The organism is Paenibacillus sp. VT-400, from assembly GCF_001029205.1.
Classification (GTDB): Bacteria; Bacillota; Bacilli; order Paenibacillales; family Paenibacillaceae; genus Paenibacillus; species Paenibacillus amylolyticus.
The window spans coordinates 2,431,518-2,457,251 of the sequence record NZ_LELF01000067.1 but is presented as its reverse complement, the minus strand read 5'-3'; the positions used below and the strand labels follow the sequence as shown (position 1 = coordinate 2,457,251).

The following is a 25,734-nucleotide window of genomic DNA, read 5'->3' as shown; positions in this document are numbered from 1 at the left end:
TCAATTTTGTTCCTGTTCTTTCTTCAGTTCCTGTGCATCGTACAGTTTGAAAAACGGGAACCAGACAATAAATACAATCACCAGGACGACTGCCAGCAAGATAAGCCCATTGAATCCGGACATAATGTAGGTGGACAGGCCGATCGGCGTGTACCATAGCTGGAAGATCTGGCTCGGAATCCGCACCCAACCCCAGTCGAGAGCCAAGTACACAATCACCGGCGTGATAAGTGAGTTAATCCACATCGGTACCATGAGTAATGGATTAAAGGCAATCGGTGCTCCGTACACGACGGGTTCATTGATGTTGAACAAGGATGGGATAATAGTTGCCTTGCCGACAGATTTCAGTTTTTTCGAACGTGCCATCAGGAACCAAACAACTAACGGCAAGGTCGCTCCCATTCCTCCAATACCCAGCCATCCGGAGAAAAAGGTTTCAAACGTGTTGATATTAACGGGATCTTGTCCCGCTGCCACAAGAGCTGCATTTTCTTCGATTGCAGGTATCCAGATCGCGTACCAGATCGGTGTCATGACCCACGGGCTTACGCCGAAAGAATACAGTACAACACCAATGAAATTGAACAATAAAAATCCTGTTAAACTCTGCCCTACGGCATTGATCGGCTCAAATACGTTCACGATCAGTCCAAAAATATCAAAATGAAGCTGATATACAAGCAACCATCCTGTTGTTAATACCAGGGCGATCGGGACGAGAAAATCGAACCAGTCCATAATGAATTCGGGAAGTGAAGACCCCTTTTTGAAGAACGAAAATTTGTTGCACATGATCATTACAAGAGCGACAAATACACCTACCAGGAGTGCTGTTATCATCCCCGAGGGTCCAAATCGTTCAAGGATAAACTGAATGGTACCGTCTTCGTTTACCGTCGGGTTAAGCAGCATGACGAACAGAGATATCCCCGTCATTCCCGCCAGCAACTTGATTTTGTGTCGTTCTCTTTTTTCCATCACGACATAAGGCGTCAGAAAAGCAATAAACAACCCCAGCAAACCGAAACTGAATGTCGTGATAGGTGTCAGGTCCGGCATTCCCGGAATGAAATCCTGCAAAATCGAAATCAATGTAATAATCGAACCGATGAAAATCATCGGAATGGCGACCATGATGGCTTCTTGAATCGAAGAAACCCAAATATTGTTCGTAAACGCCTCCAATCTTGGCGCAAACGAATCTGTCATCCATTTCATGAAACGCTTCATCCAAAACTCCCCCTGTCTTCCTCTATGCTGCCACAACCATAGTATATCGATTTGTGTTAACGCTTTCTTGTTGGAACTTGCCGCATCATGGTTCGTTTTTTGCCCAATCCATCGCTATAGTTCTAGCTTGCCAGCCTGAACAAGAAATAAACAACAAAAAACATCCCTTCAAACTGAAGGGATGTCTTAAGAGCACTTTTTTTTAATATTGTCTATCCAAAATGAGCAGCATTACCCCATGTGGTGGAAGCAAAATCTCTCTGCGCCAACTTTCATCTCTTACCATCTCTGTCCCAATCACGGGTCCACTCCTGCCGTTTAGATAGGCGATTTCTTCTTCCGTCAAGGAATAGGGCGATCCCATGCGGGTCCACTCATCAAATACCGATCCATGCTCCCGATCCAGTTGATAACTGGTGCATTTATAAGGTCCCTCGAGATTGCTCAGGGTAAGTTCATAAGCTTTGCTGCCTTTTTCCTCAAATACGTCATAGCGGGTTGAGCTGGATAATTCCGACCAATCTCCACTTGCAAACAGCTGGTCTACGTGAACATAGTGATAGAACAAAAATTGCATGCTTCCATCCCTTTTTCGGGTTCCGACATAACCGTCCCCCTTGACCATCAGCTCATCCCCAAGCTTTTGCATAAGCTCAAATGCATAATAGCTGGGTTTCTTCAGCCCATCGCGGTTAATCAGGCCAAAACCTCCGTAGAAAGGAGAAGCGGGAACGATACTTTCTTCGAATACATCGGTAAAAGACCAGAAAGCCATCGCTTTCACGTCACCGAGTGTGTTCATGGTGTGGTAAATGACAAAGGGAGCCATGAACATGGTATCGTGCAGCAAGTTCCGGTCATACAGCGAAAAGTTCCACTCGGTGACATGAAGTTCAACATGACCATAAGATGACGTATTCATTTTTTGCCGCATAAGCTCAATACTTTCTTTATAAAAAGAAGGCGGCATGATCTGGGTTAAACGATCGTCTTCAACTTTTAGCTTGGGATACTCCGAATAGATGTGAAACGAGAAAAAGTCGAGAGCCACTTCCCACTTGCGGCAATAGGACAAAAATTCCTCAGCCCAGGTATCGTTCCAGAGAGACCCGTAACCCATAGCTGGCCCTCCCACCTTCAGTTCCGGCAAAATCGTTTTGATGGCATGAACGGTCGATTCGTAAAACGCAAAGTATTCTTCCTTGCTTCCTGCCCAACAAACACCAGCCAGGTCAGGCTCGTTCCATACTTCGAAATACCACTGCCTCACTTCTTCCGCTCCATAACGATTCAAACAATGGCGAACAAATTCACCAACAAGCGTCTGCCACTTGGCAGGGTCGGATGGCGGGCTAATATTGCCCCTCCACCAAAACAGCGTTTCTTTGGATCTCGCCAGCTGGCTCGGCATAAAGCTTAATTCCACAAATGGCCGAACGCCCTGATCCAGCAGGAAATCATACAATTTGTCCACATAAGACCAATTATAGAGGGGAGTACCCTGCTCGTTCTCGCTATACACCATCATCTCGTCATTAAAGATGCCGTGAAATCGAATATATTGAAAAGGCACTTTTCCTTTCAGCGCGGAGAGCTGCTTCCGCCAATCTTCACGCAAACCTTCAATGGCTCTCCCTGCCGTCATGGTCATATTCCAGTGCTTTTCGTAGACAGACGACGTCTGATCCGCACGAATTTCAATATAAGTTTGGTCTGACAGATGTACAGACGGTACAGGAAGCGTGTCCTGATCGGCGTCAACCTTAACGTCCAGATATCGATACAGTAAACCAATCGCATTCAGCGTTTCCATCTCGTAATAATCTCCGCTTGAAGACTCCTCATATGTTTTGGGTTTGCGGTTCACATTCAACTGATGGAGTTCCGGTGTACGGAAAGCTTCCCGATAGGAACCGGGCGTACAGCCGTACTTTTCCTTGAAGTATTTGTTAAACAGCTTCACATTGGCAAATCCGCAATCCAGCGCGATCTCCGAGATGTTTTTATCGTTGGCTGCCAGCTGAGCTTGAGCCTTCTCCAAACGAATGAGCGTCAAATACTTTTGGAAAGGTATCCCGATTTTGTCGGTGAAGAAGTGAGAAAAATAATGCAAACTTAAATGTTCGGAATGCGCCATATCCTGCAGTGTAATCTTTTCATTGTAGTGTAAATCAATATATGTGAGGACCCTGTTCAGTCTTTTATAGTCATAATCCCTGCTACCGTCTTCCAATGCGGAATTCGTTCCAATGGAAAAATACCTCTGCAGGCATCCGCATAACATCTGTAATCTGCCCATTGTGAAATTTTGATAACCTGGCGTTTTTTTGTTGATCTCCCATACCATTTGCGCAAGATATTGTTTAATAATTTGCAGGCGAGGAGCGTTTTGTTCCACGTTCATAGCAGAGTTACAGGAGATAAACGCATTATTGTTCATTAACTCGGGACCGAACTGCAATGTTAATAACACATTGTCCTGATTGGTTCGTTCGATCTTGTGGACGGACATACTGTTAACCACGATCACATCATCTTCATGCAGTGTATATTGCTGCTGGTCCAGATACATGATGATTGAACCGTGGAGAACATATACAACTTCCACTTCCTTGTGCCAATGAAAATCAATATGTTTTACCGAGTTCACGAAGAGTTTCATAGGCAGATCGTCCTGATGTTGAATAAACTCATATAGATAGCGAATTGTCTGCACCTTCCTTCATACCGATTATTATAGCCACAGCATTTTGAAGATATCAACAAGCTAAACAGTAAGAACAAAAAAGCCGATCAATTAAGGTTCAATTGATCGGCTCTTCTATATAAATGTTCAAACTACCTATTCAACTAAATGCACTGCTATCTTACCAACCGCGGTTGGACATGCGCTCTTCTGGAGCCAATTTAGAAATTTCGATCCCTTTCATCGGGGCGCCCAAGTTTTTGGATACTTCTGCAATCAGTTTGTAATCCGTGTAATGTGTTGTAGCTTCAACGATTGCACGAGCGAATTTCTCAGGGCTATCGGATTTGAAGATACCTGATCCTACAAACACACCGTCTGCTCCCAGGTGCATCATTAATGCTGCGTCCGCCGGAGTAGCTACACCGCCTGCTGCAAAGTTAACGACAGGAAGTTTTCCATTTTCATGAACTTCGCGCAGCAACTCATAAGCTACACCCAGATTTTTGGCTTCAGCGTACAGCTCGTCTTTGGACATATTTTGCACTTTGCGGAGCTGGCTGTTAATTAGACGCATATGACGAACTGCCTCAACAATGTTGCCCGTTCCAGGTTCACCTTTTGTACGAATCATCGATGCACCCTCACCAATACGGCGAAGAGCTTCTCCCAAATCTTTGGCTCCACATACAAATGGTACAGTAAACTCATGTTTATCGATATGGAACACTTCGTCTGCAGGCGTAAGAACTTCACTTTCATCGAGATAGTCCACACCTAGGGATTCAAGCACTTTGGCTTCTATGTAATGACCGATACGTGCTTTGGCCATAACTGGGATAGATACAACCTTCATAACCTCTTCAACGATGGTTGGATCTGCCATACGAGCTACACCGCCAGCAGCGCGAATATCGGAAGGTACCCGTTCAAGAGCCATAACAGCTGTTGCCCCTGCCGCCTCAGCAATTTTAGCTTGCTCTGCATTCATAACGTCCATGATGACGCCACCTTTTTGCATCTCAGCCATTCCTCTTTTTACACGATCTGTACCTGTTTGCATGATTGTAGTCCTCCTAATTAACTTTTGGGTGATTATCAATAAAGGCATCGCTCTAATCTATGATTTAGTATAGAATGAGAATGGTCATATAAAAAGATCCAATATTTTTGGTTTTTATTGTACCACTTCATTTATAAATCTGGAGGTCCTATGCAATTTCATGTAGCTTACAGTTCATATTTGAACCGAAAATATACGAAGATGAAGGCTCTCTATCATGCCATTCGTGATGCAATTCATGAAGGTAATCTTATACATGGCGAGAAGTTACCCTCTACTCGAGAGTTAGCCGCGACGTATCACATTTCCAGAGGAACCGTGAATCAGGTCTATGATACGTTGACTGCACAAGGTTACATTCATTCAGAGCATGGAAGAGGAACCTTTGTTGCTTACCAGTTGGATTTGAACAATAATGCGTCCACCGAGAAAGCTTGTACGCATCACTTATCCGCTTGGGGGAATCGTATTCAGCAGTTTGAACAGCAGTCGATTCAAAGAAATACACCAGCCAATGCTCATACACATGATTCCAGAATGAATAGCGACGAAGTGATTGACTTTAGCAAATATCAACCTGATTTCTCCAAGTTTCCTTACGATGAATGGAATAATCGATTGTATGCAGAGATAAGGCAGCGTGAGCATCACCTGAAAACAACCTCTGCTATGGTTAGTTCAACCGGGGATCCAAAATTGAGAGAAGCCATTGCTGCCTATCTTCGGAGGATGCGGGGCATTCAAGTTGATCCGGATCATATTGCAGTAACTGCAGGCTCCATGCAAGCTATAGCTCTACTCACTCAATTACTTGCAGATCCTGGGGATTATGTAGTGACAGAAAGTCCTTGTTATGTCGGGATTTCTAAAGCCATAGTGGCTGCGGGTGCAAAGTTGATTGAAGCTAATCTCGATGGTCAGGGAGTTGTGCCCCAGGACTGGGAAGCACGTATGTTGTTTGTCACGCCGTCACGACAATTTCCTACTGGTGAAATGCTCAGTCTGGAACGCAGACAAACCTTGCTGGACTGGGCACAGCGAAATGATGCCATGATTGTTGAGGATGATTATGATAGTGAATTCCGATATCGCGGAATGCATGTTGAACCACTGAAAACACTCGATAAAGCAGGACGTGTAATCTACCTGGGTAGTTTTACAAAAACCTTGCCTTTAGAAGTACGACTTGGTTATGTGGTCCTTCCCCCTACCTTGGCAGATACTTTTAGAAAGGCACAGGCATTATACGAGCCAAGACCCGTCAACCTGATCGAACAACGGGCATTAGCTGCATTCATGACAAGCGGTCAATATGAGCGTCATCTGCGCAGAATGAATCGATTATACAGTCGGAAATTCCATCTGTTACTCAAACTTTTGAACAAGCAGCTCTCTACATGGTTTGATTGGGTGGAGAATGAAGCGGGTCTACACGTGTTTGGTTGGTGGCGAGGTAATGTGACCACTTATGAGGCCTTTCGGGAATCGTCTAGGTCACAAGGTGTGGTATACTCAGAAGTCAGCAGTTCAACGTCTGTTGGTACGAAGTATGGTATCTATTTGTCTTTTGCACATTTGTCAGATGAACAATTACAGGAAGGCGTATCCAGATTAAAAAATGCCGTTACAACTGCATTGTGAGGTAAATCGTCTCCAAAGTAAGTACATGAAGATCATCATTCGGAAGAGAGGCGATCGTTATGAATTGGTTAAATGAACTTTATAAAATGAATAAACAGGAACCGGACAAGGAAATCGAACGTTCTTTGGTTAACGCCATCTTCCGAATATATGACCGGTTCCCCCGAATTGGCCTTAGAGAGCGAATTGGACAGCAAGAAATGTCTCTCGATATCGCCGATGCTTATATCCATGGGCATAATGCCATGATTGAAGCTGGTGTCGGAATCGGTAAGTCTTTTGCGTACCTGATCCCAAGTCTGCTCACGAATCAAATGTCTCAGAAACCAATCATTATAGCGACATCCTCCATTCAGCTCTCGGAACAGATACATAAAGATTTAAGGATTATTGGTAGCCGGTTGGGATTCTCAACGGTTCGCTCCGTGGTGGGAAAAGGCATGGGGCAGTATGCCTGCCGAAGTAGAGCAGCGGAATGGATCAATCTTGATGATGCAAACTCCTCCGTATCTACCCTCGCACAGCGCATATTAGATTATGAAATTGATGAAAGAGCCGATATCAAAGCTGGAGTTAGTGATGCCGAATGGTCCCACGTTTCCGTGAATGATTGCAAATTTGAACGTTGTCATCACAAAACTGCATGTTTGTTTTACGATATGAGAGCGAAATTGAATGCAAAAGCTCACGAGATTGATTTTATTATCGTGAACCAGGACTTGCTCATACGGGATCTGATGAAGAAAAAAGAAGGAACCAAGAGCATCATCTCAGAACAGCCTGCTCTGATCGTCATTGATGAAGCGCATAATCTGGAAGCAAAAGTTCGGGATGCCAGAACACTCGAGTTCACTTATCGGGGAATCTGCCGCATTCTGGATAACACGGTGCAGCTTCTAACGAAGCAGTCCGGGGATAAAAGTCTCTTCTCACAATCTAAGTTCATCAAAAACTGCGCTGAGCGCATCTTCAAACAGGTAAACGCGGATCTGCTCCACCATGCCAAGCAGGATAACGACCGAATCAAAGTGTCGGAGATCAAAGGAATACCGTTAAACCAAGTCTTAAACAATTTAAAAGATCTCAGTCTGCGCCTTTCCATTTTGACCTCACGCCACGAGCGGGAGATCGATGACGCTTTTGAAGCCATCAACGGGCTAATTACCCTTATTAGTGTCTTATCTGAAATAGAGGACAACTATCTTTTATGGGCAAGCAGTCCCCTTAGAGTAACCACAATCAGCATCTGTCCCAAAGATATAAGCCAATTTCTGAAATACGCTTTATTTAATGGTAAGGTACCTGTAATCCTAACATCAGCAACGCTGTGCCAAGGCGGGGATACGCTGGAGGAACAATATTCTTATATGACGCACTCCCTTGGTTATAAGGGAGGTTTCTTAGAGCGCCAACCCTCTCCTTTTGACTACACCAACCATGCCATGATGTATATTTCGAACAAAGTTCCCTATTACCACCACGATCAGCGCGAAAACTATCTTGAAGCAGCGTACAACGAAGTGGTTCAACTCTGTAATCTAACTCAGGGAAGAACAATCGTTCTTTTTTCAGCAAAAGAGGACATGAAATACATTCACAAAAATTTGATCTCAAAGGCTAATGAATACACATGGGCACTCCATGTTCAAAAAGAGGGATCATCACAGGACAGTGTCATCGCTGATTTCAGGAAAAGCAAAGGTGTACTCCTGGGTACCGGTGTATTCTGGGAAGGTGTGAATATCGAGGGGTCTGACCTGTCACAGGTCATTATTTTCCGGCTGCCCTTCCCTGTTCCATCGGATCCTGTATATGAATATAAGGCATCTGTAACGGAGAATCCCTTCATGGAGGTGTTTGTACCGGACATGCTTCTTCGGTTACGGCAAGGAACGGGACGCTTGATTCGTAGTGAAACGGACCTTGGCATACTCAGCATACTTGACTCCCGTCTCAGCGCAGCGGCTAAAAAGAGTTATCGGGAACAAGTGCTGGACACGTTGCCGTTCAAAAAAGTGACGGAGGATTTTGAGGTTGTAGAGAGATTTGTTCAAAATAAAAGGATACGACGTACGGATTAGAAGTGGTACACCCAAACGCTATAAGACTGTTCCAATTACATGAAGCAGCCCTTCCACCTATCAAGCGGAAGGGCCAATTTCGATGCTGGAAGTAAGATTTATGCTACAATATATTCCAGATCTATGATCACAAAGGAGGCATTACCATGGTTGAAAGACCAACTACAGAGGAATATGCAGCTTATTATGAAGGGTACATCCAGCTTGTTCCTGAAGGGAACATCATCGAACGCTTAGAGCTGCAAGCCAACATCATACCAACTTTGCTCTCTTCATTAACAGAAGAGCAAGCAAATTATCGGTACGCCGAAGGCAAATGGAGCGTGAAAGAGGTCATCGGTCACCTTTTGGATAACGAACGCATCATGAGCAGCCGATTGCTTCGCATCGCCAGAGGTGACCAAGCGAATCATCCCGGCTACGATCAGGACGTGCTTATGCAGACCCACCCTTTTAATGCGTATACCCTAGCCGATTTGAGCGAAGAATATGCCGTCACACGCCGCTCAACCATTCTTATGCTTCGTCGCCTCACCCCGGAAGCATGGCTCTGTAGAGGGATCGTCAGTGATAACACTGCTTCAGCTCGATCGATTGCATTTGTTATGGCTGGACATGAGCTCCACCATTGTTCAGTACTTCGCGATCGCTATTCGTTAGATTTGAAATTATAAAATTCATTCAAAAAGACTTTGAACCTGCATTCGCTGTAGGAACAAAGTCTTTTCTCATCTGTCGTTTTATCGTTCAAAATGAATCCGATGTGCGTCCTCTCGCAAAGATAATGTGGAATCATCATTTAGAATCGGAATGTCCCCAGTGAATTCAATGGGCAGTATCACATAGCTGGACTGAAAGTAATCCGACCCGTTCCAGCGATCCGAAAAGTACAGGTACTCCTCCTCCGATCGCTTCAGCACAAACGCTGGTTGCGTTTGGTACGTCGTTTCATCGCCAAAGTCGCTGAGCATCCCCCAAGGACCATCCATCGTATTAGCTATCGCGTATTTCCCTTGATTGGGAGCCCAACCTGTGCAAAATGAGGTCACCATATAATACTTCCCGTTCCGCTTGAAGACAGCTGGTGCCTCCCGATACTCCCCCTGCCACAGCTTTCCGATAAGACTTTCCACATTGAGATAATCCTCCTGCAGGCGATAGATGTGCAGGTCCGCATTGTCTCTGGCAGCCGAAATAAAATAAGCTGTCCCGTCATCGTCCTGAAAGAGCGTGCAGTCACGCGACATATACCCGTACGGATTAAAGCTGCCATGATACACGAAATGACTATCCGGAGAATTCGATGTGGCAATGGCGCATGCGGCATCGTTGTAATGGTTTCCATTCTCATAGTGAGCCCAGAGTACAAACTTTTTTGTCACCACGTTGAACAGAACTTTAGGCCGTTCGAGATTTACCTTTCCGCCTTTGTCATTCACTAATGCCAGATTCGTCCGAACTCGAATGGGGGCAGCTGGCGTAGATGTCCTCAGGATATGATTCCGAAACTCCCAGTTGAATAGATCTTTGGAACGGTAACAACTCACATAAATATCGTCTCTCCGATCTTCGCCATACCAGTAATAATAGTCATCATGGAATAACATATGTCCACCATGAGCATGGATTGGATTACCGCTTGAATCATTCCAGATGCCACCATTGGTTAATTGATTATTCACACTGTTACCTCTCTTCTTTTAGGAACATCGTTAATTGGTGTCCGATCCAAATACCTTCACTTCCCAAAGTCTTGGCGTGTACCAATTGTTGGGATTGTTATGAAGTGCCGCATTTTGCATATTAATTCGTACATACCTGGCAGCAGTGCTCGATAGCGTATCTGAGGTGAAACCGTAAGATGTATTATTGGTTCGATCCAATACCACGGTCCAGTTTACATTATCCGTACTGGTCTCGATTTTGTATTTGTAAAAACCTTCGGAGCCTTTTTGCATCCACCAGGAGATTTGCACATTATTCAATTGCTGAACAGAGCCGAGGTCGACCTTCCACCAATGTGGCCAGGAACTGCCTGTGCCTACCCATTCGGTTTGATAGTTGCCATCATTAGCATAACTTGCCGGATTTGTTCCAGTAACCGTTTGGGCTGTTGCCGGTTTACCTTGTGACAGCAGTTTTCCATTCTGAACGGGAACGACAACATCATCGCTTGTGTTATAAAGGACTTGATCAAAATAATCATAAAATGCGTAACCATCAGAGAACCAAACGGGAAGCAGTCGTTCCTCTGTTGTTCCATTTTGCGTACCTGCCCAGCCGAACATCCAGCGATACGCAACCATAACCACGTTGTTACCCGTATCTGGCTTCACCCGCATGACGGAACCCGACTGCGCCGAGAAGGTTGACGTGTTGCCAATCGTCCGTAATTCAGACCAATCTCCGTCAATGCTTGTTGCTGATGAATACAAGGGTATACTCGGGTACCAACCTGCCGCTTGGGAAGAGAACAAATAATAAATGCCATCTTTTTTGATCATTTTAGGCAGTTCCCTGTGTTGATTTTGATAAATAACAGAAACTTGATGATCCACATCCAACCAATCGGAGGTTAACTTATATAAGATGGTGTCCGAATTATTATTGGCCGTAGAGATCAGATACGCCGAATCATCATCATCTTTGAAAATGGAGATATCCCGGGATTGGTTCCCTTCCGGTCGAAAGCTTTTGTGAAATGTAAAGTCTTCTCCAGGCGTGGCCGAAGCCACCGATACTCTGGCAAGTGTGTAGTCTGTACTGTTCTCATAGTGAGCCCAAAAAACAAATTTGTTCGTGGGCGCATGGTAGAGGATATTGATCCCCTCAAATTTAGAGTTCGCCAGATCGGGATGATCCGTGTAGGACAGGACCACTTTATCGTTACCATAATTGATGTCATCCGTTGACGTCTGTTGAATCATTTCGCCAAAACCGCCTGATGACTTTTGCACGAAATTGAATCTGTAGTAGGTGTCTCCAACTTTAAGTTCATTCGGGAGCATAAGCGTTGATTGCGTTGTGTTATTAAAAGTTGTGAGGTTCTCTGGAAGGCTGTAAGGGGTATATTCTGGCGAGACAGCGGAGGTTAACAAGGAAGTTCCGCCATATGCCTTCACTTGATACTTGTATGTGTTCCCTATGTTGAGTTCATAATCATCCGTCGTTGTACCGGTTAAGGCCTGTAATAACGAATAAGGCGCATCGTTCTCGGATCTATACAACTCGTATGCAGTCGCTCCCTGGACAGGTGCCCAATGGATTTTGGCATTGGATACTTCGGATTCATTCTTCAGCACAAACAGTGTTGCAGCAATATGGGTCTCTTCACCAGCAGCGTGAACGGTTTGAGCTGAGGACGTTAAATGAACTGTTAACAACATCAATGCAATGACGATAGCCATCCACGATTTACCTTTGATCATGTCTCATCATCTCCTTTTTTAGAAGACCAACCTTCCAGTTGGCGGAAGGCTGATCCAGGTGATACTTGACTTATTTCAAATTCATCAGTGTCATTACATCCGTCTCGCTAGCTTGGTTGTACCATTCGTTAACTTCTTCGATCACGGTGTCTCCGCCTTTTTCATGCCACTGTTTCACAAAGGTATCAAATGCTTCAAGTGGCTCATTACCATATATGATTTTGGTGAACGTCTCCTGTTCCATGGTGGTCAACTGTTCCCACACATTTTGCATCGTTGGCGTTGGCGGACCGTTAAACTCATTTGGCAGTAAAACATCTCTATTTTCATACGAAATCCGGTATCCGTCCTGCGTCGTTTGATCCTTCGAGGCGCTCTGAATGAGGACACCCGTGTCGGCTTTAACCCTATTCGCCAGATCGTAGTAGGATTGGCCGGGGCCATCAACACTCGGTGTATTTTTGGTGAATGCCATTTTCCCAACGCCTTGCACAGCCTCTAATGGCGTATTAAATTTCGTTGGATCAAAAGTGACTTCATCGTTAACGATATCGTAATCGTATCCTTGAGCGTAGCCGTATTTGAACTCTCCCGTGCTGAACGCTGCGTCGTACATTTTATCGTAGTACAGGAAGAAGGCTTCCATGTTCTGAAAATCCTTGTTAAACATGAACACACCATCGTTCAACTGTGCTGACTGATAGGTCTTATCGCCGTTCACACCTTGAATGGTCGGATAAGCACTAATTTTTGCACCCTCCACATTTTTCTCTACGTCCTTCACACTGTCGTACAGCCAAGGACGACCAATGATGATACCAGCTTTCCCCTCCGTAAAATCAGACAGTGCATCCCAGGCCCCTTGGGTGGCCAGTTCTTTGTTCAAGTACCCTTTTGCATACCAATCGCGTAACTTGGCAAGTGCCTCTTTGTTGCCAGGAGCCACAGATCCATAGGTGAGTTTGCCATTGTCGTTATGCCATTGCCTTGGAAGATGTTTGCCCGTGTATGCGCTGAATATCATGACTGGATCGCTGACCCAGCCCGTGTTGTAGGAATCTTTACCTGAAAAAGTAAAGCCGTATGTGTCTTTCTTGCCGTTCCCATCTGGGTCCTCATTAGTGAACGCCGCGATGACTTGTTCAAACTCATCAATCGTTGTTGGCGCTTTCAAATTTAACCTGTCTAACCAGTCCTGGCGGATCAACATGACTTCGCCTTCCGTCAAATTCGGTGCAATCGCCATTCCGTAGACCTTACCCTCCCTAACCACTGGATTGAAGGTGGTTGGGTATTGTTTGTATATTTCTTTTATCCGGTCAGGCATGTAGGTTGAGATGTCTTCTGTAATCTCCTTGACCTGCCCCGACTCGATCAGATCATTGACCAGCATGGTATCATAGACAGGCAGAACGTCTGGTAGTTTCTCGGAACCCGTCAACGCCAGCCGCAGCTTGGTATTATATTGTGAAGCATCACCTCCCAGCAGGGTGGTCTGGATTTTGATACCCAGGTTTTGTTCGCCCCAGCGGGTCAATACATTGTCATTCAACGTCTCACCGTTGATGTACTTTCCAGCATTCTCATCCTGTTGTTTGGCGATGGTGATCGTAAACGGTGGATCATATTTTCCGTCCTTAAGCACCGATGCCGGTGCGGTCTCGGAAGCAATCTCCCCTTTGCTACAGCCAGCCATAAGAACAGCCGACAGCATAACCATACTTACCATTTTCCATAAATCAGTTCTTTTCTTCATGGAAACATGCCCCCTTCACTCATACTCAATTTGTTTTCTATATAAGTTCAACTAATTGCATATTACACTGGCACTCCGATGACAGAACACCTTCCGATCGCTGTTATCGTGTAAATTTTAGTTGAACTTATGTTGCGATCCAATTTTTCGTCATCCTAATTATTCTTTGACAGCGCCTAGTACAATTCCCTTCACGAAATATCGTTGTAAAAAAGGATAGACCAAAATGATCGGAAGCGTGCTTACGAAAATTTGGGCTGCCTTGATGCTCTGTTCGGACATTGCGGCAACCTCGGACTGGCTCATCGCCATATTTTGCATATTGCTCTGCACGACAACGGTCTGTAAGAACGAAGCCAGCGGATACTTACTTGCATCCGACATGTACAATATCCCGTCAAACCAGGAGTTCCAGTGCCCCACCATAATGAACAAGGATACGGTCGCTATGCCTGGCAGAGATAATGGTAAATATATTTTGCTGAGAATTACGAAAAAAGACGCTCCGTCAATGAAAGCTGCTTCTTCCAAGGCTTTGGGAATCGTTTTGAAAAAATTGACGAGAAGAATCAAATTATAAGCACCAAAAGCTCCCGGTAACACAAGAGCCCAGATGGTATCCTTTAAACCAAGGGCTGTGATCAATATGTAAGAAGGTATCAATCCCCCCGAGAAGAGCATGGTAAAGATAAAAAACCACATGAGCACGTTGCGTCCCCGGAATTCCTTGGACAAGGCATATCCTGCACAGGTAAGGATAAACATGCTGATGGTTGTACCCAATACGGTTCGAGTGATGGATGTTAGCATGGCACCGTTGAAATTAGAATTGTTGAACGTTTTGATATAGGCGTCCACGTTGAACCCCACCGGCCAAAATGAAACCATATTACCGCTAATGGCCGCTTTGCTGCTGAGCGATTGTGCCAACAGATGAAGCAGTGGTAGGAAACACGCCAGCCCCGCCAGTATCATGAACGCGTAATTAAAATAGGAGAATACTCTATAACCTGTCGTCTTATGGTACATGATCCCTCTCCCTCCTTGTTAGAATATTTTGTAATTGGCGTATTTATAGGCCAGCCTGTAAGAGACAACGATCAAGATCAAGCTAATCCCCGATTTGAACAATCCTACTGCTGTCCCGAATCCATATTGCCCGTTTAACAAGGATGAACGGTAAACATAGGTGTCAATAATATCTCCCGTAGTGTAGACAAGCGGATTGTACAGATTGAAGACCTGATCAAAACCCGCGTCCAGAATATTTCCCAGACTCAATGTAGAAATGACGATGATCATGGGCAACATGCTAGGCAAAGTGACGTATCGAATTTGCTGCCGGCGTGTGGCACCATCGATCTCGGCCGCTTCGTAATAGGAAGGATTAATTCCCGCGATGGTCGCCAGATAAACAATCATGCCGAAGCCAAAGCTCTTCCACACATCGCTGACCACAACCGTGAATCGAAACAGATCAGGATCACCCAAGAAGTAAATGGGATCGTTGCCGAAAACCTTTGTTAAGATGTGGTTGATTCCCCCGTCTAATCCGAGAATGTCAATCATCAACCCTGCCACAGTAACCCAGGACAAGAAATGCGGCAGATACACCAGTGTCTGTACACTTTTCTTAATGCCCATATTTCGAATCTCGCTCAACAGGATAGCCATGACGATTGGAACGATAATACCAACGATAATTTTAGAAACGGCGATAATTAACGTATTAACGATCGCTTGTGTGGCTTCTTTGTACTGGAAAATTCGTTCGAAATTATCTAACCCGATCCACCGTGAACCTGTGATGCCCAGCCATGGTTTGTAGTCCTGAAATGCCATGAGCAAACCTACCATCGGGCCATAAGAAAAGATGCAGACAAACACAAATGCGGGAATACACAGTACGTACAAAGGCCAGCTTTTCTTAATTTCCTTTTTGAATGAAGTCCGCTGGGAAAGCTTTGTTTTTGTTTTTTTCGCGGATCTGGCGGGCACAATCTCTTTAATGTTGCATACCTCCTCTATGATGGTTCTTCGAAAGCGATCCTTGCAGTTAAGCTTAACAAAAGCGCTTTCACTCCAAAATGCCAAAATTTCAAGATCATCACCCCACCCTGAAGCACTTTAAAACCGCTTTCATTTATCGCCGTTGCTACCCTTCCGCTTTTCAAAAGTTTGGCTTATATTAAAGTTAATTCGATATGGATTTTAAACTTCTGCGTTTAACGATATGAAAGGAAACATATATGATCAAAAAAATGTATATGAAGCGATTCATCTATTTCTTTGTTTTTTTTCTGCTGCTGACGTTAAGTTTGTTTTTCGTGATGAATCGGTTGAGCTCCAAGACACTTGAAGAAAATCTGATTGGCGCTTCCAAAAACCAGCTTGATTATGTGAAAGGCAATCTGGACGGGATTATATACGAAGCTAACATGTACGGGGTTCAGTATGCGGCAGACAGTGATGTCCGATTTTATCAGAGGCATGTTATGGAGCTGAGCAATTATGATTCCCAAATGAAGAAAAACGATATCGTTGATCGCTTGCGGCAAACACTCCTCTCCAGTCGATCGATTGAATCGATCGGCATTTACTGGAAGTCTGAAGAAACGTTTCTGTCCACCAACAGTACGCCGGAGGCGAGACTTCCGTTCAAGGATGTTCATCAACGGGGATGGCAAATCGTCGGCAATAGCTTGTATTATTTTGCCCTCTACCCTTACATCCAAAAATCCGGACAAAATGAACCGACTCAGTACGTCGTTGGTGTAAAGCTGAATACCGATTATCTGAAAAATTTGCTGAAAAAGGCTGTGAACAACGACAGCTCAAACGCTTTTTTTTGGTTTAATTCCCATCAGTTATGGAGTGAGAAAGAAGTCGACAGCGATCTATTGAAAGCGGTTACTGAAATGATTTCTCCACAGCCGGAGATCACTTTAAAATATGATTATCACACCAAGTCGGACGACTATTATGTCCTTTCCCGATATATTGAATCAATCGACGCCTACCTGATTACATATACACAGACAAATGATTATCTGCAACCGATTGACCGCAACCGTAAAGTTTTTTTTGCCAGTATTTTAGCCGTTTTCACGCTTGGTCTGGTTGTGATCTTTACGTTTTATCGGAACTACTACCGTAATATTCGTTTGTTGGAGCGGAAGTTTTCACAGGTCGAACAAGGCAATCATAATACTCGTATTACCGAAAATACGGATAGAGAGTTTTACAGCCTGTTCAGAAGTTTTAATCATATGGTTACCGAGATCCAGGATCTGTTCGTATCCTTGAAGACTGAAACGGAACTAAGACGAAGTGCGGAACTTCAACAACTCCAGGCTCAGATCAATCCTCATTTTTTGTACAACAGTTTGTTTTTCATCATGTCGGTGGCTCAATTTTCACCGGATTCTGTCAGGCGCATGAGCAAACATCTAGCAGAATATTATCGTTATTTAACGAAGTTGGACCGGCATGAAGTCACGCTGGAAAGCGAGCTTCAGTTTGCGGAACATTTCTTGATCATTATGGCTCTTAGCAAAAAAATGGAGTACAGCATTGATCTGCCGCCAGAACTGTCCTCCCTGCCCCTCATGCCGCTGATCATCCAGCCAGTGGTTGAAAATGCAATTCAACATGGAATTGAAGGACAACAAGGAGCCCATCGGGTGACGATCGATGTCAAACAGACGGAAGCTGCGATAACGATCAAGGTATCTGATGACGGTAAAGGTCTTTCGCTGGATGATATCCGTAGTCTGGAGGCTCGGCTTGAGAGTGATACCCCGCCTGAAGGAATTAAAGGCGTAGGACTCTGGAATGTAAATCAACGTCTGAAAAATACGTACGGCGAACGTAGCGGGTTACATTTTACTACTAATAATTGGGGCGGCTTGTCCGTCCTGCTGCTCATCAGAATTCCCGTGGTGAAAGGAGATAACTAATGCGATTATTAATTGTGGATGATGGGCATTATGTCGTTGAATATATGAAGCACTTGCTCGATTGGAACACCTTTGGCATTGATCAGATCGAGACGATGACCAATTCGATTGAAGCCCGAGACATGTTGACTCAAAACCACATCGATATTCTGATCACTGACATCCGAATGCCTGAGGTGTCTGGTATTGATCTGCTTCAACATATCCACCAACATAACTTGCCAACCAAAGTGATCATCCTTTCCGGCTACTCTGAGTTCGAATACGCGCAACAAGGAATTCGTTTAGGTGCGCTCGACTACTTGCTCAAACCTGTCGACAAAGATGATGTGGAGAAAGCCATGTCCAAAGCCATCAACAATATTACAAAGACTCGGCCCGCTCAATCTGTTGCATGGGAGAAATTCGATGGATTGGAGTATCTGCTTTCGCTGCTTGGTCACAATGAGACATTAAGGAAGGAATATGATGCGTATACTGAATTTTTAGGGCATCGTCGTATGTGCTGCTTCAAGCTGGAGGGTTTCACACAGGAACATGAGGATGCTATAAAACATGCTGTCGGAGACAAATTGGATCGTCTCGTGTGGGCTGCGGGAACGCGACTGTTCGGTCTGGTTCCGGAAGAAGTTGCTGCAGAACTGACCATCCAACTGGAGCAATCGTTCGCGTCTCCTCCCTTTTCATTGACTGATCGAAACGTGACCCGGCAGATGTTCTACAGGTTCTTTCTTAATGAGGACGTATACTCAGAAGACTTCAATGGCATATTCAACCATTCTCCGTCATGCGGTGATTGGGAGTCGGCGGGAAATATCATTAAAAAATATGATCAAATCCATCTCCATAAGCAAAAAACAATCTTTCTCATGGAGACCATTCTATATGTATATATGACGGATAAGGATCGCGATCCCTCTGAAACCGTGGAGTGGATATTTAACCAGTTACGGTATCCTGATGAACTATCCTCAACTCTCATGGATCGGGTCAGTCGGATCAGAAACAACAAACAGATGTCGATTCAAACTATCGTTGACAAAGTACAAACGTATATCGAAGACCATCTGTCACATGGCCTTAGCCTGGATGAACTGGGGAAAGTTGCACATCTCCATCCCGTCTACTTTTCCAAACTGTTTAAACAAGAGACGGGCGAAAATGTGTCAAACTACATTTCCAGGAAGCGGTTAGAGAAGGCCTCTCAACTGCTTCAAGATTCGGAACTCCGTGTAGCCGATATAGCCCAGATGGTTGGTTACCGAAAAAATCAATATTTTATCCAGTTGTTCAAAGTCGAATACGGAGTTACGCCCTACCAGTACCGGAGAAATATGATCCATCAATGAAACTCTATAGATGCTGATATGATTTAGCTATACTGTCTGCTCTGTTCTTCAAAAGCAGATGTGGTCATTCACCAGGGCGAAACTAATTCTTGTCTTCAGCAGAGGACAAGAATTAGTACTCCTTGATCGATTCTAACGATCCTTTAATCTTGCCAATCAACCAAAGCACAGCAGGAAACATAATGCCGAAAATCATGGCATAATAAGGCCATACTTGATTTAACTCGATTATGAATGAAATGTTTGGCCATATGAAATTGGTCATGGCTAATATGATCAGGATCAGGGGAATCAACAGAGAGTTAGCGTTACGAAGACGAAAAGCATCCGCGAGCCCTTGTGCGGAAATATACAGAAGTAGCGCAAGGCGGAAAAAAATAGTAACGAACCAGACGATTGCCAGGATGATTTCGAATCGCTGAAGAAACTCGCCAATATTAATGGTTCGGTCAATAAAAAATGTAGGAAACGTCAAATCCGCTATTACACCAGCGCTGATGACTGTGATGATTTGCAGCATCATGAAAAAGTACATACTGCCGCTAATCAGGGCACTCACAATGACCGACTTTCTCCATTGTTTTAAATCCGAGAAGTGATGAGTAAAAAAAAGATAGAGGATCGCTTCTGCATAAGGAAAAGCAAATAAATTGATGGATGCAAGAACGACAGGTTTCAAACCGTTTTCCAAAATAGGAAGAAGATTGTTTAGCTCAGCCTCAGGAAGAAGAGTGATTCTGACCAATAGATACAGGACTAGAAAGAAAAAGAACAAAACTTCTGCACAGCGGCCAATAACGACTGGACCCGAGCGGACAGCGAGATATACGGCTATGAGCATAATGAAATATATGGCGTCATAAGGTGTTTCGGGCATTATAGATGTCGTCACAAAGTCGCCTAGATTTCGAAGTGTCATGATACACTCAAGAAAGGGAAAGGAAAAAATGAAAACTATGGCAATAGTACCGCCCAGAGGGCCGAAGAGGCAACGTAGATACTCCACAAAAGTTCTCCCTTTCATGTGCCTGGCGATAGAGGTATACAACGGTATCAACATCAGATGAAAGGCCAAGGAAATGGGAATGGAAAGCCAAGCATCCTGTTTAGCAACAGAGGTAATAGCCGCTGGCAGCACTAAGTATGCACTTCCTATTTGATACAGAGCAAACCATGTAATGGCCTGGCGAACAGTCAGCTTGGTATTCACTCCAAAGTCCCCTTCTATGATAATATTGTTGTAATGAACTCGCTTAATGGTTGGAATAGAATCCGGATTCCTACCAGTGGACTCGGCAGTTCAATATGCGCTATCCTCAGAAAGTTTAATATAACTCCAACAGCAAAGAGTACCATGCCACATACGATTTCACGTATGTAGTGCTTCTCCTTCAATGCTCGAAATTCAATAACCATTGCGACAAAAGATCCTACAAGTATTACATATAACATATGCATCCACTCCTAATTGTTCTGATAGGAATCGACGGAATTGGTAATTTTTCCGACACGGTTCAAACGATAACGAAGATTAACATCGACCTGGAGATGTTGAAATTTTCTGGTCCAGTCCTCTTTCCATTTATGCCACTCAGATGGGTACTTTCGATGAAAAGCCTCCCCGAACCCGAATATATCGGAACCGATATGCTGTGCATTTTGAATGCCTTCCTTTAAGATTTTTTCCTGTTCTTCTCTGCCTGCCACTTGAAACTCATTAAACGTCTTTTCATCCTTCAGGTCAGCATTACACGTAACCTCTCCGATGTTGGCTTCTGTATCCACTACAAGAGTAATGTGTGGCTCATTGTTTTTTATTTTTGGAATGATTTTTACGTTGTTATGAATGACTTCAAAAGCAAACTTTCCTTTGGAATTCGGACAGCCAACGGAAGCAACTGTACTGGAAACTCGATTGGATATGTAGGTAAAAGCCTTACTCTTGGATTCTTCTATCCAGCCAGTCAAACGGTCACCCTGAAAAACGCCAATTCCGGTAAATAAATAATTCACATGTTGAGGTGATTTTTTCACGTTATCGATGGTAAGACCTTTATTCAGATTGTTCAATCGAATGCCTGTAAGAACAGGCTCGATGCCCTCTTTCGTTAAACGCTGAAGAAGATCTTTGACATCGACCGCGGAGGTGGGTGCCCATGTTTTCTCAGATACTTTCAAAGCTTTATACATATCCATTGCAGGTAAAACCTCGGTTGGAGCTACAAAAGAAACGGCATCCTTCGCTGAACTTCCCCTGACAATGGCCAAATGGAAATCAGGCCGAACTTCATGATCCCGGAACAGAAAATCCAATGGCTTCTTAATGCCTTTTCTTGCTGTGTTCTCGTCAAAGATTACAAACTTCAAGTGTGACATGTACATTTTCCGAGATGATTCGGTTGTGAGTTTGCGAAGGGCTTCAAATAGCGTGTCAGCACGGCTGGAAAAAACGATTGTTGGCGACCGTTCCATAGCCCGATTACGAGACATTTGAGAAGGGTCAACAACTTGCAGACTGATCTCATATTGATCATCCACTGTATCAATACCCAAAGCTATCACGACGGAAATTTCGTTCAGCTCCTTACTGTTCCAACAACCCGTAACAACGACCATCAGCAATATGTAAATAAGAGGTTTTAAAATTCTGGATCGGTACAAGATCATGGGCCTACTCCTTTTGTTTTTTGTGTTGCTTTGTTTTATTCCTGAATGGAAAACGTAATACGGCATCACTTTGCTTTGACGAATTGTAATTCGCCAAAGGACTCATATACGGCACACCAAATGAATGAAGGCTATTCAGATGTACAAAGAGTATGAGCATGCCAACAGTCAAACCATATACTCCATAGATCGCGGCTAACCCGATAAACACAAATCGCAATATCCGGATTGGAATGGCCATGGTGTAAGAGGGTATAACAAAGCTTGAAATAGCTGTAATGGCAACGACAATGACCATAACAGGTGAAACAATGTTTGCTTCTACGGCAGCTTGGCCAATAACGATGGAACCGACAATGGAAACTGCCTGCCCGACTGTTCTTGGCATTCGCAGGCCTGCCTCTCTCAGAATTTCAAAAATCACTTCCATGATTATTGCCTCTACAAATGCCGGAAAAGGTACTCCTTCACGCTGCGCGGATAAACTTAATAACAGTACCGTTGGAATCATATCCTGATGGAACGTTGTTAACGCAACATATATGGCTGGAGCCAACATACATATTCCCAGGGAAATGTATCTTAATATTCGAATAATACTGCTGTAAATATAAGATTGATAATAATCCTCGGCAGATTGAATGAAATCAACAAACACCGCAGGGGCAAGGATAACGAAGGGAGTTCCATCTACAAATATCGCAATTTTGCCCTCCATGACTCCTGCTGCAATAGAATCTGGACGATCCGAATTATAGAAAATCGGAAATATAGTAAACTGTTTCTTCTCGGTGAGGGATTCTTCGAGATATTCGCCTTCAAGCACACGATCGACGCTCATGCTTTTTAATCTGGATATCAAGTTCAGAACCATATCCTGATCAGCGACCCCATCCATATACATGACCGATATGTCCGTCTTGGTTTTTTCACCAACTTTGACGTTGGTTAGTCGCACTCTTGTATCTTTAACCCTGCGGCGAACCATTGTTGTATTTGTGCGTAACGTTTCCGTAAACGATTCTTGCGGACCTCTGATAACAGGCTGTGCCTTCGATTCTGTAATGCTGCGTTCTTCCCATCCTGGCAAAGAAATAACTAATCCTTCATCGATCCCGTCCAGTAACAATAGAACTCCGCCTGAAAGGATTTGATCCAACGCATCTTCAAAGCTCTGAACCAAACTTGCTTCGCCGACATCCAGAATGCTATTTTTCAAAAATGGTAAAGACATCTCATCGCTATCAGAATAGGCGAATTCATGCAATGGACGAATCACATTGTCTTGTACCTTCTGCATGTCAACCATGCCATCCAAATAAAACAGAGCGGCGTGATTCCTTCCAATAGTGATCTCACGAACAACAAAATCAGAACTGTTTCCCATGAAGTCACAGATAAGATCGATATTGCGAACGATTTGTTTGGAAAAATTGGGTTGCAACTTCATTTCACAATCCCCCTTGATTATGTATTATTGGTACTAATTCGAAATATAATCATTGAGTTGTAAGTGCAATGTCCTTCTCTGACTGAATTAAACCCGAAAAAGAAGTCGCAAATTTTGCGACTTCTCTTACTAAACATTATTTGATTGCCACAGATGGCAAAAGCAAATAAGCGACTATATAATCGGTTCTTCTTGATGGATTAACCGTGGACTTGCTGTTTATGGCTTACTAAAACAGTAGGATCTGAAAGTCCCAGATGCTCTCGCAGCGTCATCCCCTCATACTCTTCACGGAACAAGCCGCGACGCTGAAGCTCAGGAACGACGTGCTCAACAAAGTCATCGAGATCACCTGGCAGAACCGGCGGCATGATATTGAAGCCATCGCAGCCGTATCCATTGAACCACTCTTCCATGAGGTCGGCAAGCTGCTCCGGCGTTCCTACGAATTGCATATGACCACGGGCACCGAGAAGCCTCCGTCCGAGTTCGGCAATGGATAATTGCTCTTCACGTGCAAGGTCCATAATGAGTTGGACGCGACTTTTCATTCCGTTGCTTGCTTCGACCAGATCTGAAATGTCCGGTAGTGGACCGTCGGCAGGATATCCGCTGAGGTCTGTTTGAAGTATGCCAGACAGCATCATTACCGCTTCTTGGGGATCGATGAGATCTAGCAACTCCCGTTCCTTGTGTCGGGCCTCCTCTACAGTTGAACCGAGGATCGGCGACAACCCCGGCATAATGAGCAAGCTGCCACGCTCACGTCCAACAGCCAGAAGCTTCTCGTTCACTGTGCGATAGAAATCTTGCGCAGCAGCTAGTGACGTCTGTGCCGTGAAGATCACCTCTCCAACTTTTGCAGCGAAATCCTGACCTGGATCCGAGGAACCGGCCTGAATAAGGACGGGGTAACCTTGCGGTGGACTTGGCACGTTCAAAAGCCCTTGCGTCGAGTACCATTTCCCTTTATAATCTGCGACACGCAGCTTGGATTCATCGACGAACGTACCTGATGCCCGATTCATTACGAGTGAATCCTGTGGCCAGCTATCCCATAATGCCGTAACGACGTCAACAAATTCCTGCGCCATCTCGTAACGTGTTCCGTGTTCAGGATGCTTATCTCGTCCGAAATTCCGAGCTTCTGTGTCAACTTGGGACGTGACGATATTCCAGCCGGTCCTTCCCCCGCTTATATGGTCGAGAGTAGATAAACGGCGCGCGGCATTGAACGGCTCGTTATAGGTCGTCGACAGGGTTGCTGTCAACCCGATTTTATCGGTTACCATGGAAAGTGCGGAGAGTAGAGACACCGGGTCCAGCATGCCTGCAGCAGCCCGGCTTGGGTAGATCAAGTGCAGCAAGTCCGCAAAAAAAATCATATCAAACTTACCTTTCTCAGCTGTCTGGGCAATCCACTTATACCATTCGATATCGAACATCTTCTCTACCCCTGATTCCGGATGACGCCATCCGGCATGATGATGTCCAGTAAAATATATAAATGCACCAAGATGAAGCTGGCCCTGTCGTTTTTTCGTCATATCTGTTCCTCCGCTTTCATTCTAGATATCTATAATCAGCCTTTATATGTGTTATTCCATCGAAGGAATCTTCTTTCTACTAGTCTGACTGCCGAATCCGAGAGTTTACCAACCAAGGCGAACAGAATTATACCCACGAAGACAACATCCGTCTGTGCATATACACGTGCGTCTTGTATCATATAGCCGACTCCTGCGCTTGCACCCATCATCTCTGCCACGGCAAGCAATAACCAGGAGGCACCAACAGATAACCGAATGCCAAGCAGAATGTTTGGCAACGCTGAGGGAATAATTAGCCTGCTTAATAGCCTGAACTTAGAATATTGCAAGATGCGGGTAACCTCATAAAACTTTCGGTCCGCACTGCGGACCCCCAAATGTGTATGGAAATAGAGCGGGAAAAACGATCCGATTGCAATGAGCAGTACTTTGGATAATTCCCCTACGCCGAACCACAGAATGAACAGCGGAATAACAGCTAACAACGGAACCGTCCGAAGCATCTGTATCGTCGGGTCAAGCGTCTGTTCAGCCCATTTGCCTAGACCAGTGAACACACCAAGTATTAATCCTGTAGCGGCTCCAAGTAAGAATCCTCCGCTTGCCCGAATAGTGCTGGTTGTGAGATGCTGTGTCATATCGCCGGTTACGCACAGTTGCCAAAATGTCCGCGCAATGCGGGATGGAGCTGGCAGGGCCGAGTCAGACAACAGTCCAAGAGCAGATCCCACCTCCCATAAAGCTAGTATAATAACCGGTAACACCCAACCATACAGCCAATTCGGCATTCTCCAGTGGCGTCCCCTTCCCATCCCCATTTCTTTCTCATTAGCCTTCGATTGTAATGTCACATCGTTCAAACTCATAACTG

General features: G+C 44.6%; 18 protein-coding genes. 5 read left to right on the top strand and 13 right to left on the bottom strand.

All coding sequences use genetic code 11. From position 1 onward, the window contains the following. The 3 genes from EL84_RS21535 to pdxS form a co-directional block, all read right to left on the bottom strand. Window positions 1-1,233 (bottom strand): PTS sugar transporter subunit IIC, encoded by a 1,233-nt coding sequence (locus tag EL84_RS21535; RefSeq protein ID WP_036671279.1) that lies wholly within the window; start codon window positions 1,231-1,233, stop codon window positions 1-3. A 202-nt stretch (window positions 1,234-1,435) separates the two neighbouring features. Then, window positions 1,436-3,895 carry a GH39 family glycosyl hydrolase gene (locus tag EL84_RS21530; protein WP_235431565.1) on the bottom strand — a complete coding sequence of 820 codons (2,460 nt, stop codon included), beginning with the start codon at window positions 3,893-3,895 and terminating at the stop codon, window positions 1,436-1,438. A 205-nt stretch (window positions 3,896-4,100) separates the two neighbouring features. Beyond that, window positions 4,101-4,985, bottom strand: a complete 885-nt coding sequence (gene pdxS, locus EL84_RS21525; protein WP_200869424.1) for a pyridoxal 5'-phosphate synthase lyase subunit PdxS — start codon at window positions 4,983-4,985, stop codon at window positions 4,101-4,103. A gap of 147 nt (window positions 4,986-5,132) precedes the next feature. On the opposite strand from pdxS, the gene EL84_RS21520 reads away from it, so the two are divergent. The 3 genes from EL84_RS21520 (at window position 5,133) to EL84_RS21510 (ending at window position 9,378) form a co-directional block, all read left to right on the top strand. After that, on the top strand, window positions 5,133-6,623 hold the full coding sequence (locus EL84_RS21520; protein ID WP_047843043.1) for a PLP-dependent aminotransferase family protein: 1,491 nt from the start codon (window positions 5,133-5,135) through the stop codon (window positions 6,621-6,623). Window positions 6,624-6,682: 59 nt separating this feature from the next. Next, window positions 6,683-8,704, top strand: coding sequence for an ATP-dependent DNA helicase (locus EL84_RS21515; RefSeq protein WP_047843042.1), 2,022 nt, complete (start codon window positions 6,683-6,685; stop codon window positions 8,702-8,704). Between the two features lie 146 nt (window positions 8,705-8,850). Further along, on the top strand, window positions 8,851-9,378 hold the full coding sequence (locus tag EL84_RS21510; protein WP_047843041.1) for a DinB family protein: 528 nt from the start codon (window positions 8,851-8,853) through the stop codon (window positions 9,376-9,378). A gap of 66 nt (window positions 9,379-9,444) precedes the next feature. On the opposite strand, the gene EL84_RS21505 is transcribed toward EL84_RS21510, so the two are convergent. The 5 genes from EL84_RS21505 to EL84_RS21485 form a co-directional block, all read right to left on the bottom strand. Then, window positions 9,445-10,386, bottom strand: a complete 942-nt coding sequence (locus EL84_RS21505) for a family 43 glycosylhydrolase (protein ID WP_053061558.1) — start codon at window positions 10,384-10,386, stop codon at window positions 9,445-9,447. Window positions 10,387-10,416: 30 nt separating this feature from the next. Beyond that, on the bottom strand, window positions 10,417-12,132 hold the full coding sequence (locus EL84_RS21500; RefSeq protein WP_053061557.1) for a discoidin domain-containing protein: 1,716 nt from the start codon (window positions 12,130-12,132) through the stop codon (window positions 10,417-10,419). A 70-nt stretch (window positions 12,133-12,202) separates the two neighbouring features. Further along, the gene (locus EL84_RS21495; RefSeq protein WP_047843040.1) at window positions 12,203-13,888 is read right to left on the bottom strand and encodes a hypothetical protein; all 1,686 of its coding nucleotides are present in this window, start codon (window positions 13,886-13,888) and stop codon (window positions 12,203-12,205) included. Window positions 13,889-14,047: 159 nt separating this feature from the next. Next, complete coding sequence (locus EL84_RS21490) at window positions 14,048-14,917, bottom strand: carbohydrate ABC transporter permease (RefSeq protein ID WP_047843039.1); 870 nt, start codon at window positions 14,915-14,917, stop codon at window positions 14,048-14,050. Window positions 14,918-14,935: 18 nt separating this feature from the next. After that, the gene (locus EL84_RS21485) at window positions 14,936-15,820 is read right to left on the bottom strand and encodes an ABC transporter permease (RefSeq protein WP_047844322.1); all 885 of its coding nucleotides are present in this window, start codon (window positions 15,818-15,820) and stop codon (window positions 14,936-14,938) included. 317 nt (window positions 15,821-16,137) lie between these two features. Here EL84_RS21485 and EL84_RS21480 point away from each other — a divergent pair, with 317 nt between their 5' ends. Together EL84_RS21480 and EL84_RS21475 are read left to right on the top strand one after the other, a co-directional pair. After that, entirely contained in the window at window positions 16,138-17,847 is a 1,710-nt protein-coding gene (locus EL84_RS21480) for a sensor histidine kinase (RefSeq protein WP_047843038.1), read from the top strand. Next, entirely contained in the window at window positions 17,847-19,196 is a 1,350-nt protein-coding gene (locus EL84_RS21475; protein WP_047843037.1) for a response regulator, read from the top strand. Before EL84_RS21480 ends, EL84_RS21475 begins: the two co-directional genes overlap by 1 nt. A 112-nt stretch (window positions 19,197-19,308) precedes the next feature. Here EL84_RS21475 and EL84_RS21470 read toward each other — a convergent pair whose 3' ends face one another. From EL84_RS21470 to EL84_RS21445, 5 genes are all read right to left on the bottom strand, one after another. Beyond that, window positions 19,309-20,406: a GerAB/ArcD/ProY family transporter gene (locus tag EL84_RS21470; RefSeq protein WP_047843036.1), complete on the bottom strand. Its 1,098-nt coding sequence runs from the start codon at window positions 20,404-20,406 to the stop codon at window positions 19,309-19,311. A 254-nt stretch (window positions 20,407-20,660) separates the two neighbouring features. Beyond that, window positions 20,661-21,863 (bottom strand): Ger(x)C family spore germination protein, encoded by a 1,203-nt coding sequence (locus EL84_RS21460; protein ID WP_047843034.1) that lies wholly within the window; start codon window positions 21,861-21,863, stop codon window positions 20,661-20,663. Between the two features lie 4 nt (window positions 21,864-21,867). Continuing rightward, window positions 21,868-23,313, bottom strand: coding sequence for a spore germination protein (locus EL84_RS21455; RefSeq protein WP_047843033.1), 1,446 nt, complete (start codon window positions 23,311-23,313; stop codon window positions 21,868-21,870). A 200-nt stretch (window positions 23,314-23,513) separates the two neighbouring features. Further along, window positions 23,514-24,860, bottom strand: a complete 1,347-nt coding sequence (locus EL84_RS21450) for an LLM class flavin-dependent oxidoreductase (RefSeq protein WP_047843032.1) — start codon at window positions 24,858-24,860, stop codon at window positions 23,514-23,516. 35 nt (window positions 24,861-24,895) lie between these two features. Then, entirely contained in the window at window positions 24,896-25,729 is an 834-nt protein-coding gene (locus tag EL84_RS21445; RefSeq protein WP_082219089.1) for an ABC transporter permease, read from the bottom strand. Window positions 25,730-25,734: the final 5 nt, after the last annotated feature.